The sequence below is a fragment of the Acidovorax sp. 210-6 genome (assembly GCF_010020825.1).
Taxonomy (GTDB): Bacteria; Pseudomonadota; Gammaproteobacteria; order Burkholderiales; family Burkholderiaceae_C; genus Simplicispira; species Simplicispira sedimenti.
The window spans coordinates 3872859-3886577 of record NZ_JAACJE010000001.1 but is presented as its reverse complement, the minus strand read 5'-3'; the positions used below and the strand labels follow the sequence as shown (position 1 = coordinate 3886577).

12 protein-coding genes are annotated in these 13719 nt (G+C 68.6%); 8 read left to right on the top strand and 4 right to left on the bottom strand.

Features of this window, described 5'->3' with window-relative positions; genetic code table 11:
• Window positions 1-58: 58 nt before the first annotated feature.
• Window positions 59-2101, top strand: a complete 2043-nt coding sequence (locus GWK50_RS18100; protein ID WP_162017744.1) for an EAL domain-containing protein — start codon at window positions 59-61, stop codon at window positions 2099-2101.
• On the opposite strand, the gene GWK50_RS18095 is transcribed toward GWK50_RS18100, so the two are convergent.
• The 3 genes from GWK50_RS18095 to GWK50_RS18085 all read right to left on the bottom strand — a co-directional run bounded on the left by GWK50_RS18095 (window position 2102) and on the right by GWK50_RS18085 (window position 5175).
• Window positions 2102-2680: a shikimate kinase gene (locus GWK50_RS18095; protein WP_162017743.1), complete on the bottom strand. Its 579-nt coding sequence runs from the start codon at window positions 2678-2680 to the stop codon at window positions 2102-2104.
• Window positions 2677-3450 carry a ferredoxin--NADP reductase gene (locus GWK50_RS18090; protein WP_162017742.1) on the bottom strand — a complete coding sequence of 258 codons (774 nt, stop codon included), beginning with the start codon at window positions 3448-3450 and terminating at the stop codon, window positions 2677-2679. Before GWK50_RS18090 ends, GWK50_RS18095 begins: the two co-directional genes overlap by 4 nt.
• A 180-nt stretch (window positions 3451-3630) precedes the next feature.
• A complete protein-coding gene (locus GWK50_RS18085; RefSeq protein ID WP_162017741.1) occupies window positions 3631-5175 on the bottom strand; it encodes a YifB family Mg chelatase-like AAA ATPase in 1545 nt (514 codons plus the stop codon).
• 191 nt (window positions 5176-5366) lie between these two features.
• Between GWK50_RS18085 and GWK50_RS18080 the strand changes: the two genes are divergently transcribed.
• The 7 genes from GWK50_RS18080 to GWK50_RS18050 all read left to right on the top strand — a co-directional run bounded on the left by GWK50_RS18080 (window position 5367) and on the right by GWK50_RS18050 (window position 12223).
• Complete coding sequence (locus GWK50_RS18080) at window positions 5367-6098, top strand: TorF family putative porin (RefSeq protein ID WP_162017740.1); 732 nt, start codon at window positions 5367-5369, stop codon at window positions 6096-6098.
• Window positions 6099-6111: 13 nt separating this feature from the next.
• A complete protein-coding gene (gene glnK, locus GWK50_RS18075; RefSeq protein WP_162017739.1) occupies window positions 6112-6450 on the top strand; it encodes a P-II family nitrogen regulator in 339 nt (112 codons plus the stop codon).
• A 35-nt stretch (window positions 6451-6485) separates the two neighbouring features.
• Window positions 6486-7913, top strand: coding sequence for an ammonium transporter (gene amt / locus GWK50_RS18070; protein ID WP_162017738.1), 1428 nt, complete (start codon window positions 6486-6488; stop codon window positions 7911-7913).
• A 280-nt stretch (window positions 7914-8193) separates the two neighbouring features.
• Window positions 8194-9300, top strand: coding sequence for a glycolate oxidase subunit GlcE (gene glcE / locus GWK50_RS18065; protein WP_162017737.1), 1107 nt, complete (start codon window positions 8194-8196; stop codon window positions 9298-9300).
• A 1-nt stretch (window position 9301) separates the two neighbouring features.
• On the top strand, window positions 9302-10117 hold the full coding sequence (locus tag GWK50_RS18060) for a YoaK family protein (protein WP_162017735.1): 816 nt from the start codon (window positions 9302-9304) through the stop codon (window positions 10115-10117).
• A gap of 34 nt (window positions 10118-10151) precedes the next feature.
• On the top strand, window positions 10152-11387 hold the full coding sequence (gene glcF / locus GWK50_RS18055) for a glycolate oxidase subunit GlcF (RefSeq protein ID WP_162017734.1): 1236 nt from the start codon (window positions 10152-10154) through the stop codon (window positions 11385-11387).
• 59 nt (window positions 11388-11446) lie between these two features.
• The gene (locus GWK50_RS18050) at window positions 11447-12223 is read left to right on the top strand and encodes a ProQ/FINO family protein (RefSeq protein WP_162017733.1); all 777 of its coding nucleotides are present in this window, start codon (window positions 11447-11449) and stop codon (window positions 12221-12223) included.
• Window positions 12224-12577: 354 nt separating this feature from the next.
• Here GWK50_RS18050 and GWK50_RS18045 read toward each other — a convergent pair whose 3' ends face one another.
• Window positions 12578-13711 (bottom strand): GGDEF domain-containing protein, encoded by a 1134-nt coding sequence (locus GWK50_RS18045; RefSeq protein WP_162017731.1) that lies wholly within the window; start codon window positions 13709-13711, stop codon window positions 12578-12580.
• Window positions 13712-13719: the final 8 nt, after the last annotated feature.

Sequence of the window (13719 nt, the reverse complement as noted above, 5' to 3'; positions counted from 1 at the left end):
CCAGGCGGCGGGCATTCTTTCTTGACGCAGGCGCCCAGGGGTACCAGACTTGGGCCCCATGAATCTGCCCACCCCACCGCCCGGCATGCCCGCGCCTGCGCTGCAAGCGCTGGCCGTGCTGTGTGCAGGGGCAGACAAGCCGGGATTGACGGCCCGCGTCCTGGACTATCTGCGTAGCCTGCCGGGCGTTGCACGCGCCGAGGTCGTGCCCGCTGGCGGCACGGCGCCAGGCGCCAGCGAACGTGCCTATGCATGGACGGACGGTGCCGCAGGCCCCAGGGAGATTGCGCTGGTGCTGGGCGACGCGGCAGCTTTTGCGCCCTGCGAGCCCTGGCTGGCCTTGTTTTGCCAGGTGCTGGAGCGCCTGGCGCAGGCCCAGCGCTTGCAGACCCTGGCCGACCAATTGCAGCGCAGCGAGCAGCGCTTTCGCGACCTGTTCAACAACTCACCCGACCCGTGTTGGATCATTGAGAACGGCGCGTTCACCGACTGCAACCTGGCGGCGGTGCAGGCGCTGGGCTATGCACGGCGCGAAGACATCCTGCAGCACCCCTCGCGGCTCTCGCCCGAGTTCCAGCCCGACGGGCGCTCCTCGTTCGACAAGGCCGAGGAGATGATGCAGCGCGCGCTGCGCGATGGCCTGGCGCGCTTTGAATGGGAGCATTGCCGTGCCGACGGCCGCAGCCTGCCGGTCGAGGTGACGCTGGCGCGGCTGGAGCTGCAGGACCATGCCGTGCTGTACTGCGTCTGGCGTGACATCACCGACCGCAAGCAGGCCGAGGAAGAGGCCTACCAGCTGGCTTTCTTCGACCCGCTCACGGGCCTGCCCAACCGGCGCCTGCTGCACGACCGGCTGCAGCAGAGCATGGCCGCCAGTGCGCGCAGCGGCAAGTACCGCGCCTTGCTGTACCTGGACCTGGACCATTTCAAGAACCTCAACGACACCCACGGCCATGCGATGGGGGACCGCCTGCTGATCGAGATGGCGCAGCGCCTGCGCACCTGTGTGCGCGAGGGCGACACGGTCGCGCGCCTGGGCGGAGACGAGTTCGTGCTGCTGGTGCAGCAGCTCGATGAAGACCTGGAAACCGCCGTGGCCCAGGCGGGCAGGATTGGCGACAAGGTGGTGGCGCAGTTGTCACAGCCCTGTGCCATCGGTGCGGTGCAGTACCAGGGCAGCGCCAGCGTGGGGGTGTCCATGTTTTTGGGCCATGCGCTGGGCACCGACGAACTGCTCAAGCGCGCCGACCTGGCCATGTACCAGGCCAAGGCTGCCGGGCGCAACACGGTGCGGTTTTTCGATCCGGCGATCCAGGCGCGCCTCAATGCCCGCGCCGCATTGGAGGCGGACCTGCGCCAGGCCGTGCAACGCAACGAGCTGGTGTTGCACTACCAGCCCCAGGTGGACACCCAGGGCCGCTGTCTGGGTGTGGAGGCCCTGGTGCGCTGGGAACACCCGCAGCGCGGGCAGGTGCAGCCGCTGGACTTCATTCCGCTGGCCGAGGAGACGGGGCTGATCCTGCCCATCGGGCAATGGGTGCTGTGCCAAGCCTGCAGCACCATGGCCGCATGGGAGGCCGACCCGCGCCTGGCCGGGTTGGGCATGGCCGTCAATGTGAGCGCGCGCCAGCTCCACCAGCCAGATTTCGTGCACAACGTGCGCGTGCAACTGCGCTCGCACGGCATCGACCCTGCGCTGCTCAAGCTCGAGATCACTGAAAGCATGCTGCTCGACAACATCGAGCAGACCGTAGAGACCATGCAGGCGCTCAAGGCGCTCGGGGTGCGCTTCTCGCTGGACGACTTTGGCACGGGCTACTCCTCGCTCAACTATGTCAAGCGCCTGCCGCTGGACCAGATCAAGATCGACAAGTCCTTTGTGCGCGACATCCTGAGCGACCCCAACGATGCGGCCATTTGCCGCACCGTGATTGCCATGGGGCGCAGCCTGGGGCTGTCCACGCTGGCCGAAGGGGTTGAGCAACCCGCGCAGTGGGACTTTCTGGCCCAGGAAGGGTGTGATGCGGCCCAGGGCTACCTGTACGCGCGGCCCATGGCGTTGCCGGACCTGCAGGCCTGGCTGGGGCGCCAGCGGCTGTGATCAGGGGGCGGCTTGCGGCGTGAGGCCCGCGAGGTCCAGCTGCATCACGATCATGTTCACCAGGGTGCCCACCGAGGGGCGGCCGGTTTCGATGACGTAATGCGCCGTCTGCCGGTACAGCGGGTCGCGCTGGGCGTACAGCTCGCGCAGGCGCTCCAGCGGCTGGGCCACCTGCAGCAACGGGCGCGTCTTGTCGTGGCGGATGCGGCGGAAGATGTCGTCGGGCGATGCGCGCAGGTACATCACCGCGCCAAAGCGGCGCAGGCAGTCGCGGTTCTCGGGGCGCAGCACGGCGCCGCCGCCGGTGGACAGCACCATGCCGCCGGGGCGCTGGGCGATGTCGGCCAACGCCTCGGACTCCAGCGTCCGGAAACGCTCCTCGCCCTCGGCTTCAAAGAACTGGCGGATGCTGCAGCCCAGTTGCTTTTCCAGGTGGTGGTCCAGATCGACAAAGGGCACCCCCATGCGCTGGGCCAGCTGCCGGCCCACGGTGGATTTGCCTGCGCCCGGCATGCCCACCAGTGCGCAGCGCAACGCCCGCTCGGGCGTCTGTGGCTGCGGCGGCGTGTGGGCGTTCATTTTTCGACGAAGGCGCGCTCGATCACAAAGTCGCCCGGCCGCGTGGTGTTGCCTTCTTCAAAGTCGGCATGTTCCAGCATCTGCTTCAGGTCGGCCAGCATCTCGGGGCTGCCGCACAGCATCACGCGGTCGTTGATCGGGTCCAGTGCGGGCAGGCCCAGGTCGGTGAACAGCTTGCCAGTCTTGATGAGATCGGTGATGCGGCCCTGGTTGCGGAAGGGCTCGCGCGTGACCGTAGGGTAGTACTTGAGCTGCTTGCTCACCAGCTCGCCCAGGAACTCGTGCTGGGGCAGATCCTGGGTGATGTAGTCGTGGTAGGCCAGCTCATTGACCTGGCGCACGCCGTGCACCAGCACCACATGCTCGAAGCGCTCGTAGGTTTCGGGGTCGCGGATCACGCTCATGAACGGTGCCAGCCCCGTGCCGGTGGACAGCAGGTACAGCCGCTTGCCCGGCAGCAGGTAGTCGATCAGCAGCGTGCCCGTGGGCTTCTTGCCCACGATGATGGTGTCGCCCACCTGGATGTGCTGCAGGCGCGAGGTCAGCGGGCCGTCGGGCACCTTGATGGAGAGGAACTCCAGTGTCTCCTCGTAGTTGGCGCTCACGATGCTGTAGGCGCGCAGCAGCGGCTTGTCGTTCACCTTCAGGCCGATCATGGTGAAGTGCCCGTTCGAGAACCGCAGCGCCGGGTCCCGGGTGGTGGTGAAGCTGAAAAGCCGATCCGTCCAGTGGTGCACGGTCAGCACGCGTTCTTCGTGAAATGCGCTCATGGTGTGGTCAGTCAGGAGAAAAGAAGAGAGAAAAGGGCGGGGCTTCTTACTGCGCCAATATGGCTAGTTTCTTCGATTTGTTATTGCTTTGGGGCATAAGTCAAACGACACATCCGACCACCCCCATGGCGCGGGAAAACCCGCATATTGTCCGTCAAACCACCCGTGCCTGGCCAGGCTTCAGTCGTGCAGCGTGCGCCGGTACTGCATGGCCTCGGCCACATGGGCCACTTGCGTGCCTTCGGCGCCCGCCAGATCGGCGATGGTGCGCGCCACCTTGAGCGCCCGGTGGGTGGCACGGGCCGACCAGCCCAGCCGTGCCGCTGCGGTCTGCAGAAACTGCGCCGCTGCGGGCTCCAGCCGTGCCTGGGTGTCGATCTGCTGCCCGTGCAAAGCCTGGTTGGGCGCGCCCTGGCGCTGCAGGGCCCGTTGCCGGGCCAGGGCCACGCGCGTGCGCACCACGGCGCTGGCCTCGCCTGGGCTGGTCTGCAGCAGCTCCTGTGGTGCCAGGGCGGGTACTTCTACGTGCAGGTCGATGCGGTCCAGCAGCGGGCCGCTGAGCTTGGCCTGGTAGCGTGCCACCTGGTCGGGGGTGCAGCGGCAGGCGCGCCGTGCGTCCCCCCGGTGCCCGCAGGGGCAGGGGTTCATGGCGGCAATGAGCTGAAAGCGCGCCGGGAACTCAGCGCTCTGCGCTGCGCGCGCAATGGTGATGCGCCCGGTCTCCAGCGGTTCGCGCAGCGCTTCGAGCGCGGCGCGCGGGAACTCCGGCAGCTCGTCCAGGAACAGCACCCCGTGGTGCGCCAGTGAAATCTCCCCCGGCCTGGGTGGCGAGCCCCCGCCCACCAGCGCCACGGCGCTGGCCGTGTGGTGTGGCTGGCGTGTGGGTCTGCGGGCCCAGTGCTCCAGCGCAAAGCTCCCCGCCAGGCTGGCCACGGCGGCGCTCTCCAGCGCTTCGTCCACGGCCATGTCGGGCAGCAGGCCGGCAAAGCGCTGTGCCAGCATGGACTTGCCCGACCCCGGCGGCCCCGACATCAGCAGGCTGTGCCCGCCTGCGGCGGCAATCTCCAGCGCGCGCTTGGCGGCGGCCTGCCCCTTCACGTCTGCCAGGTCAGGGTAGGGGGTGGCCGCTCGCGCTGGCTGGGGCTGCATGCGCGCCCAACCGCCGCCATCGGTGGCGGCGTCTTCCAGGGGCAGGGCGGCAGCGCCGTCGGGCAGGAACGGCTGCACCACATCCAGCAGATGACGCGCACGCCAGACCTGGGTGCCGGGCACCAGCGCGGCCTCCTCGGCGCTGCCCGGAGGCAGCACCAGGCGCACGCCGGCCTGCATGCCGTGCAGCGCCAGGCTGGTGGCCAGGGCGCCGCGCACCGGGCGCAGTTCGCCCGAGAGCGAAAGCTCCCCCGCAAACTCCCAGCCCGCCAGGCGTGCCGAGTCGATCTGGCCGCTGGCGGCCAGGATGCCCAGGGCAATGGGCAGGTCGAAGCGGCCCGAGTCCTTGGGCAGGTCGGCAGGGGCCAGGTTCACGGTGATGCGCTTGTTGCTGGGGAACTCCAGGCCCGCGTTCATCAGCGCCGAGCGCACGCGCTCGCGGGCCTCCTTCACCTCGACCTCGGCCAAGCCCACCAGCGTGAAGCTGGGCAGGCCGTTGGCCAGGTGCACCTCCACGGTGACGGGCGCCGCGGCCAGGCCCAGCAGCGCGCGGCTTTGCACCAAAGCAAGACTCATCGGCGGTGTTCTCCCCAATCAAGTGCAAGGCAGGGGCGGGGCCTGGTGCACCACAGCGGTGCGTGCTCCCGCGCACAAGCCCCCGCACTGTAGCCGGGAACGGCGCCGCAGCGCGCCAGCGCAGGGGTGCAAGGGCTTGGCATGGTCTGTGCTTTGAGGGCTTATCGCAACGAATCTTTACAGGAGTGACCATGAACCACGCATCCCTCAAGGCCCTGGGCGTCGCCCTGGTGGCGGCCCTGCCCCTGGTGGCCAGCGCGCAACTGAGCGGCAACCTCAGCCTCACCACCAACTACAAGTTCCGTGGCCAGGACCAGGACGCGAGCCAGTCCAAGGCCGTCAAGCCTGCGGTGCAGGGCGGCTTCGACTACGCGTTCGGCGAGTCCGGCTGGTACGTGGGCAACTGGAACTCCAGCGTGGACTGGCTCAGTGGCAACTCCATCGAGATGGACCTGTACGGCGGCTACAAATTCAAGGGCGCCGGGCTGGACTGGGACCTGGGCGCGCTGACCTACGTGTACCCCGGCAACAGCACGGGCAACACCACCGAGCTGTATGCCGCGGCCACCTGGGGCCCGGTCACGGCCAAGTATTCGCACACCGTGTCGGACGACTACTTCGGCTTTGCCGGCGCCAAGTCGGGTTCGGGCCGCAAGGGCCGCAACACCGGCTACCTGGCGCTGGGCTTTGCGCAGGAGGTGTTCCTCAAGACCACGCTCAAGGCTTCGCTGGGCTTCACCCGTTTTGCGGGCGACATCAAGGACACGGGCGTGCCCAACTACACCGACTACAGCCTGGGCGGTGCCTACGACTTTGGTGGCGGCCTCTCGCTGGGCGCAGCCGTGGTCGCGGCCAGCAAGAAGGCGTATTTCGGGCACGTGAACAAGTCGCGCCTGATCGTCACCCTGACCAAAACCCTGTAAGGAGGACCTGAAAATGAAAATGGTGACTGCCATCATCAAGCCGTTCAAGCTCGACGAAGTGCGCGAGGCGCTGTCCGACATCGGGGTGCAGGGCATCACGGTGACCGAGGTCAAGGGCTTCGGCCGCCAGAAGGGCCATACCGAGCTGTACCGCGGCGCCGAGTACGTGGTGGACTTTCTGCCCAAGGTGAAGATCGAAGCCGCAGTGGCCGACGACCTGGTGGACCGCACCATCGAAGCCATCGAAGGCGCCGCCCGCACCGGCAAGATCGGTGACGGAAAGATCTTTGTCGCGCCGCTCGAACAGGTCATCCGCATCCGCACCGGCGAAACAGGCCCGGACGCCATCTGACCCCACCCTCCCCATTCCGAACGCAAGGATCTGCCATGAAAAAACTGCTTGCCTCCCTGGTGCTGGGGCTGGGCCTGTGGGCCGCCGGGCCGTTGGCCTGGGCCCAGGCGCCTGCGGCCACCGAGCCCGCGGCCGTGACCGCACCCGCCGACGCTGCGCCAGCCCCTGCGGCCGCAGCCCCCGCTGCCCCCGCCGTGGCCGAAGCGGCTCCCGCCGAGGCCCCGGCCCCCGCGCCCAAGCTCGACTCGGGCGACACCGCGTGGATGCTGACCTCCACGCTGCTCGTCATTCTGATGACCATTCCGGGCCTGGCCCTGTTCTACGGTGGTCTGGCGCGCTCCAAGAACATGCTGTCCGTGCTGGTGCAGGTGTTCGTGGTGTTCGCACTCATCAGCGTGCTGTGGGCCCTGTACGGCTACAGCCTGACCTTCTCGGGGGAAGGGCAGTTCTTTGGCGGCACCGACAAGCTCTTCCTCAAGGGCATTGCGCCCGACACGCTCTCGGGCCTGCTGCCCACGATTCCCGAGTACGTGTTCGTGTCCTTCCAGTCCACCTTTGCCGCCATCACCGTGGCGCTGATCGTGGGCGCGTTTGCCGAGCGCATCCGTTTCTCCGCCGTGCTGATCTTCGCCGTGCTGTGGTTCACCTTCAGCTACATCCCCATGGCGCACATGGTGTGGGGCGGCGGCCTGCTGGCCAAGGACGGCGCGCTCGACTTCGCGGGCGGCACTGTGGTGCACATCAACGCCGGTATCGCGGCCCTGGTGGGTGCCTACATGGTGGGCAAGCGCATCGGCTTCGGCCGCGAGGCCATGACGCCGCACAGCCTCACGCTGACCATGGTGGGTGCGTCGCTGCTGTGGGTGGGCTGGTTTGGCTTCAACGCCGGTTCGGCCGGTGCGGCCAACGGCGTGGCGGGCCTGGCCTTCGTCAACACCGTGCTGGCCACGGCGGCGGCCACCCTGTCCTGGCTGGCAGGCGAAACGCTGCACAAGGGCAAGGCCTCCATGCTGGGCGCCGCCTCGGGTGCCGTGGCCGGTCTGGTGGCTGTCACCCCCGCCGCGGGCTTCGTCGGCCCCATGGGCTCCATCGTCATGGGCCTGATCGCTGGCATCGTCTGCCTGTGGGGCGTGGGCGGGCTCAAGCGCATGCTGGGTGCCGACGACGCGTTCGACGTGTTCGGTGTGCACGGCGTGGGCGGCATTGTGGGCGCCATCCTGACGGGCGTGTTCGCCGCGCAAAGCCTGGGCGGCACGGGCGGCCTGACCCCCGACACCTACGCCATGGGCCACCAGGTCTGGGTGCAGATCAAGAGCGTGCTCATCACCCTGGTGTGGTCGGGCGTGGTGGCTGTGGTGGCCTACAAGATCGCCGATCTGCTGGTGGGCCTGCGCGTGAGCGAAGAGGCCGAACGCGAAGGCCTGGACATCACCTCCCACGGCGAAACCGCTTACTCGCGGTAAGCAGCCCCGCTCTGCACCGGTGTCTGGTGGCGCCGGTGCAGGGCCTGCGAGACCCTCCGAGCTTGCCCGCCCCCTCCAAGGGCGGGCTTTTTGTCATTTTGGCCTCCAGCGCCCGTACTTTCATCGCAAGCAGCTATCAAAAGCATAGCAATCGAGTGACCATTGGCATCATGCCAGGCGCTGTGGCCGAAATCGCTCATCGCCCCTGTGCAGAAAATTCATGCCCCGGCGCGCGCGCAGGCCATGCACGGCGCGGCCCTGGCGCGTACCATTCCCCGCCATGGACCAGGCTCTGCAAACCCTCATCGACCAGGTGCGCGCCGCCCACGCGCGCCAGGCCCCGCTGCGCATTGGCGGCGGGGGCACCAAACAAGGCATGGGCAGCCTGCCGCTGGGCGAGCTGCTGGACACGCGCCCCTACCACGGCATCGTCAACCACGAACCCACCGAGCTGGTGGTGACCGTGCGCGCGGGCACGCCGCTGACCGAGCTGGAGCAGGTGCTTGCGCAGCAGCGCCAGTACCTGCCCTTCGAGCCCCCACGCTTTGCCAGCGGCGGCACCGTGGGCGGCATGGTGGCCGCCGGCCTGGCCGGCCCGGCGCGCGCCAGTGTGGGCGGTGTGCGCGACTACGTGCTGGGCGTGCGCATGATCAACGGCCTGGGCCAGGACCTGCGCTTTGGCGGCCAGGTGATGAAGAACGTGGCCGGGTACGACGTCTCGCGCCTCATGGCGGGCAGTTTGGGGCAGCTCGGGGTGCTCACCGAAGTCAGCCTCAAAGTGCTGCCCGTGCCCCCGGCCGAGGCCACGCTGCGCTTTGAATGCAGCCAGTCCGACGCGCTGGGTCGCCTGCAGGCCTGGTGCGGCCAGCCGCTGCCGCTCAACGCCAGTTGCTGGGTGCACGATGCCGGGGCCGACACCCTGTACCTGCGCCTGCGCGGCGCCAGCGCTGCGGTCGAGTCCGCCTGCCGCAGCCTTGGAGGCGAGCGCATGGACGCCAGCGCCGCTGCTGCCGATTGGGAGGCCTGCCGTGACCAGCGCCTGCCCTGGTTTGCCGCAGGCGCACCCGATACCGGGCTGGACCTGTGGCGCCTGTCCGTGCCCACCGCGGCGCCCGCGCTGGACCTGCCCGCAGACCTGATGCCGCCGCTCATCGAATGGCATGGCGCGTTGCGCTGGGTGTGGGCCCCCGCAGCCCATGCCAACGCGCTGCGCGAAGCCGCGCGCGCTGTGGGTGGCCATGCGCGGCGGTTCAGACCGTCCGATGCCGCCGCCGCCGCGCCCGAAGGCGGCCTGCCCTCCGCACTGCGCGCCCTGCACGAGCGCGTGCGCCAGAGCTTTGACCCGGCCGGGATCTTCAACCCCGGCGCATCGGTCGGCATGGATTGACATGCGCCGCTTTCGCCACCTGACCGGACAGCACCGCACCAGCGACAGCAACCGCCGCCTGGGCCTGCTGCTGGCGTTCAATGCCGGTGCGATCAATGCGGGCGGCTTTCTGGTGGTCAAGCTCTACACCTCGCACATGACGGGCTTCCTGTCCATGCTGGCCGACCACCTGGTGCTGGGCAATACCGTGCTGGTACTCGGCGCGCTGGGGGCTTTGCTGGCGTTCGTGTCCGGGGCTGCGGTCACCACCATCCTCATCCACTGGGCCAAGAAGCGCAAACTGCACAGCACCTACGCGCTGCCGCTGCTGATCGAGGCGATGCTCATGCTGGTGTTCGGCCTGCTGGGGGCGGCCACGCTGCACTGGCGCACACCCTTTGCCGTGCCCGCCACGGTCTTGCTGCTGTCCTTCATCATGGGCCTGCAGAACGCCACCGTCACCAAGATGTCGGCAGCCCAGATCCGCACCACCCACATGACCGGCACCATCACCGACCTGGGCATCGAGCTGGGCAAACTGCTGTACTGGAACCACAGCGCCGAGCGGCCCGAGCTGCGCGTGCGCGCCAACCACCAGCGCCTGGCCCTGTTTGCCGGGCTCACGGCCATGTTCCTGGTGGGCGGCATTGCCGGGGCGGCGGGCTTCAAGCACGTGGGCTTCGTCTTTGTGGTGCCGCTGGCGCTGGTGCTGTGCGCCCTGGCCGTGCCCCCGCTGTGGATCGACCGTGCCCGCTTGTGGCCACGGACACGGCGCAACGCCCCGGCAGCCCCTGGCGCGCAAGCCCCCGCTGCGCCGGATGCGCACGACCACCCCTGAACCCCTGTCCGCACCCCATCCCCCGAGAGCCGCCATGCAAACCCAACTGGCCCCCGAATTCCAAGGCACCCCCGAAGGCACCGAGGCCGAAGCCATCCTGCGCAAGTGCGTGCACTGTGGCTTTTGCACCGCCACCTGCCCCACCTTCCAGTTGCTGGGCGACGAACTCGACGGCCCGCGCGGCCGCATCTACCTCATCAAACAGGTGCTCGAAGGCGCACAGCCCACGCGCAGCACGCAGTTGCACCTGGACCGCTGCCTGACCTGCCGCAACTGCGAAAGCACCTGCCCCAGCGGCTTGCAGTACGGCCACCTGGTGGACATTGGCCGCAAGATCGTGGATGCCAAGGTGCCGCGCCCGGCGGGCGAGCGCGCTGTGCGCTGGGCGCTCAAGGAAGGCCTGCCCTCGCCGCTGTTCGGCCCGGCCATGAAGATGGGCCAGGCCGTGCGCGGCCTCATGCCCCAGGCGCTGCGCGCCAAGGTGCCCGCACGCGAGGACGCAGGCGCGCTGCCCACACGCCAGCACGCGCGCAAGGTGCTCATGCTCGAAGGCTGCGTGCAACCTTCCATGATGCCGGGCATCAACACGGCCACCGCGCGCGTTCTCGACGCCGCAGGCATACAGACCGTGGTGGCGCGTGAGGCGGGTTGCTGCGGCGCCGTCAAGTTCCACCTCAACGACCAGGAAGGCGGCCTGGCGCAGATGCGCGCCAACATCGACGCCTGGTGGCCCTGGGTGGAAAAGGGCGAGGTCGAGGCCATCGTGATGAATGCCTCGGGCTGCGGTGTCACCGTCAAGGAATACGGCCACCTGCTGCAGCACGACGCGCAGTACGCCGACAAGGCCGCCCGCATCAGCGCGCTCACGCGGGACCTGTCCGAACTGCTGCCCGACATCACCCCGCGGCTGCAAGAGCGCCTGCGCAGCAAGCCGCAGGGCGCCTTGCCCGGCGTGCTGGCCTACCACCCGCCCTGCACGCTGCAGCACGGCCAACAGCTGCGCGGCACCGTCGAAGAACACCTGCGCGCGCTGGGCTTTGACGTGCGCCTGCCCCGGGAGTCGCACCTGTGTTGCGGCTCGGCGGGCACCTATTCGGTGCTGCAGGCCGCGCTGTCGCAGCAACTGCGCGAGCGCAAGCTCGGCCACTTGGGCCAGCTCGCGCCGCAGGTCATCATCTCGGCCAACATCGGCTGCATCACCCACCTGCAAAGCGGCACCGATACGCCCGTGCGCCACTGGATTCAGGTGCTGGACGATGCGCTTGCATGAGCCGCGCAGCCGATTTCTGAGATGATCGCGGGCTTGTTTTCCTGCAAACCCTGCCTCCCATGACCGATTCCGTGCCGGCCACCGACGCCTCCTCTCCTGCCCCCGCCGCCCCCGGCGATGCGGCGCCTGCCCCTGCGCAGGCCGCGCAGCGCCCTGATGGCGCGCGCCGCCAGGGCCGTGGCCGCCCGGGCCGCCGTGCGCCGGGGGGCAATGCCGCCCCCGCTGCCGCCGCGCCCCGGCCCAGCCGCCCCCAGCCGCCTGCGCTGCTGGAGCTGGCGGCGCTGTACCCGCGCCTGTTTGGCGAGGCGCCGCTGCCGCTCAAGCGCGGCATCTTCGACGACCTGATGGCCGCCCACCCCGAACAGTTCGAGCGCGAAGCCCTCAAGCTCGCGCTGGGCGTGCACACCCGCTCCACCCGCTACCTGCAGGCCGTGGCCGCAGGCCAGCCCCGGCACGACCTGCAGGGCCAGAGCGTGGAGCCCATGGCCCCCGAGCATGTGCACCACGCCCTGTGGGAGCTGTACCGCCGCCGCCAGGAGCGCGGTGGTGACGAATGGCGCGCCAAGATCCGCACCCGCATGGCCCGCGCCATCGACGCCAGCGGTCTCACGCGCGACGACTACTGCGCCCGCGTGCACATCCGCGATGCCCAGGCCCAGGCGCTGCTCGACGAAGCCCTGGCCGAACTGGCTGCACAGCACGCCCGCGAAGAAGCGCTGCTGCACGCCTTCGAGGCCAGCGGCCAGACCGTGGAAGCCTTTGCCGACATGTACGGCATGGACCCGCGCACCGCAGAGCGCAACCTGCAGCGAGCACGCCAGCGCAAGGCGGGTTGATTTGCTATTAAAAATATAGCTGCTTGCGCCCATGAACAGAGCGCTGTAGCCATATTTTATCTAGGGCCTGTTCACACTATTTTTGCCAGTGCGAACACGGTGCAAACCGCGCCAATCTAGGCGCGGGACGACGCCAAGGCCGGGGCCTTGGCTAGGAGTGCAACGACGAGTGGCCCGGCTTTCACCGTGTTCCCTTCGGGTTGTGACCAAAAAGGGCCATGCGCGGCGTTGCCAAGCCTCGCTGGGGCTGCACCCCAGCTTCGTTTGGCGTCTTGCGCCTGGCCCTTTTTGATCGCAACGCATCTGGTAAAAAAAGTGTGAACAGGCCCTAAACCGACTTGCCCTGGGGCGGCTTCACACGCCCGGCGTGGCCTCGTCCTGCAGCACCACGCGGTTGCGCCCCTGCGACTTGGCCGCATAGAGCGCGATGTCGGCGCGCTCCAGGAGTCGCTCCAGCGGCTCGCCCGGCCGAGACAGCGCCACGCCCATCGACACCGTCACCCGCACGCTGCGCCCGTCGAACGGCAGCTCCATGGCCTGCACCTTGGCCCGCACGCGCTCCAGCAGGCCCAGTGCACTGGCGGCGTCGCTGTCGTACAGCATGAGCACGAACTCCTCGCCGCCCCAGCGCGCGAGCATGTCCGTGTTGCGCACGGTGGCCTGCACCGTCCGGGCAAATGCCTGCAGCACCTGGTCACCCACGGCATGGCCCTCGCTGTCGTTGATGCTCTTGAAATGGTCCAGGTCCAGAATCGCCAGCACCAGCGGTCGCCCGGCACGCTCGCAACGCTGGCGCTCCACGCCGATGAGTTCGGTCATGTGCCGACGATTCACCAACCCGGTGAGCTCATCGTGCGTGGCCAGGTGGCTGATGCGCTCCAGCGCCTGCGAGAGCTGGTGCTTCTGCTGCGTCAGCCGGCGCCGGATGTGCTGCAGCCGGATGGCAATGAAGGTGCTGCCCATCAGCACCAGCACGATCATGGCGCCATGCGCTGCCTCCAGCGCGGGCGAGCGCCCCGGCTCATCGAGCATGGCCACCGTGGCCAGGGCAGCGCCAAACACCAGCAGGGCATAGGCCATGTTGGCGGCCAGTTGCCGCGCCGTCATGCCGAAGATGCCGAACATCAGCACCAGCGACAGGATCACCGGCGTGACCCCGCGCGCCTGCCCCAGGAGCACGTAGGCGGCGGCGTTGCAGGCCAGTGCGTAGCGGATCTGCCATTGCGTCATGGACGGGTCCTGCAGGCGGAGCGACCAGCCGCTGCGGATCAGCACCAGCACGGAAATCAGCCCACCCGCGGTGCACAGCGCCCACCACCAGGCCCAGTCCTTGTGGCCAAAGCCCGCGTGCACCAGCATCAGCACCACCACGATGCACAGCGCCATCATCAGCACCGCAAACGAGGCCATCCCCATGCGGATGCGCATGGCCGGCTCGGTGCCCAGCAGCCAGTCCGTCAGCCGTTGCATGCGCGCTTGCAGGTCCATGATTCCTT

What these genes read in the sequence shown, in the direction of transcription:
- glcF (WP_162017734.1), top strand. Translation starts at nt 10,152, where the DNA reads ATGCAAACCCAACTGGCCCCCGAATTCCAAGGCACCCCCGAAGGCACC.
- GWK50_RS18045 (WP_162017731.1), bottom strand. Translation starts at nt 13,711, where the DNA reads ATGGACCTGCAAGCGCGCATGCAACGGCTGACGGACTGGCTGCTGGGC.
- GWK50_RS18085 (WP_162017741.1), bottom strand. Translation starts at nt 5,175, where the DNA reads ATGAGTCTTGCTTTGGTGCAAAGCCGCGCGCTGCTGGGCCTGGCCGCG.
- GWK50_RS18060 (WP_162017735.1), top strand. Translation starts at nt 9,302, where the DNA reads ATGCGCCGCTTTCGCCACCTGACCGGACAGCACCGCACCAGCGACAGC.
- GWK50_RS18095 (WP_162017743.1), bottom strand. Translation starts at nt 2,680, where the DNA reads ATGAACGCCCACACGCCGCCGCAGCCACAGACGCCCGAGCGGGCGTTG.
- glnK (WP_162017739.1), top strand. Translation starts at nt 6,112, where the DNA reads ATGAAAATGGTGACTGCCATCATCAAGCCGTTCAAGCTCGACGAAGTG.
- GWK50_RS18090 (WP_162017742.1), bottom strand. Translation starts at nt 3,450, where the DNA reads ATGAGCGCATTTCACGAAGAACGCGTGCTGACCGTGCACCACTGGACG.
- glcE (WP_162017737.1), top strand. Translation starts at nt 8,194, where the DNA reads ATGGACCAGGCTCTGCAAACCCTCATCGACCAGGTGCGCGCCGCCCAC.
- GWK50_RS18080 (WP_162017740.1), top strand. Translation starts at nt 5,367, where the DNA reads ATGAACCACGCATCCCTCAAGGCCCTGGGCGTCGCCCTGGTGGCGGCC.
- amt (WP_162017738.1), top strand. Translation starts at nt 6,486, where the DNA reads ATGAAAAAACTGCTTGCCTCCCTGGTGCTGGGGCTGGGCCTGTGGGCC.
- GWK50_RS18100 (WP_162017744.1), top strand. Translation starts at nt 59, where the DNA reads ATGAATCTGCCCACCCCACCGCCCGGCATGCCCGCGCCTGCGCTGCAA.
- GWK50_RS18050 (WP_162017733.1), top strand. Translation starts at nt 11,447, where the DNA reads ATGACCGATTCCGTGCCGGCCACCGACGCCTCCTCTCCTGCCCCCGCC.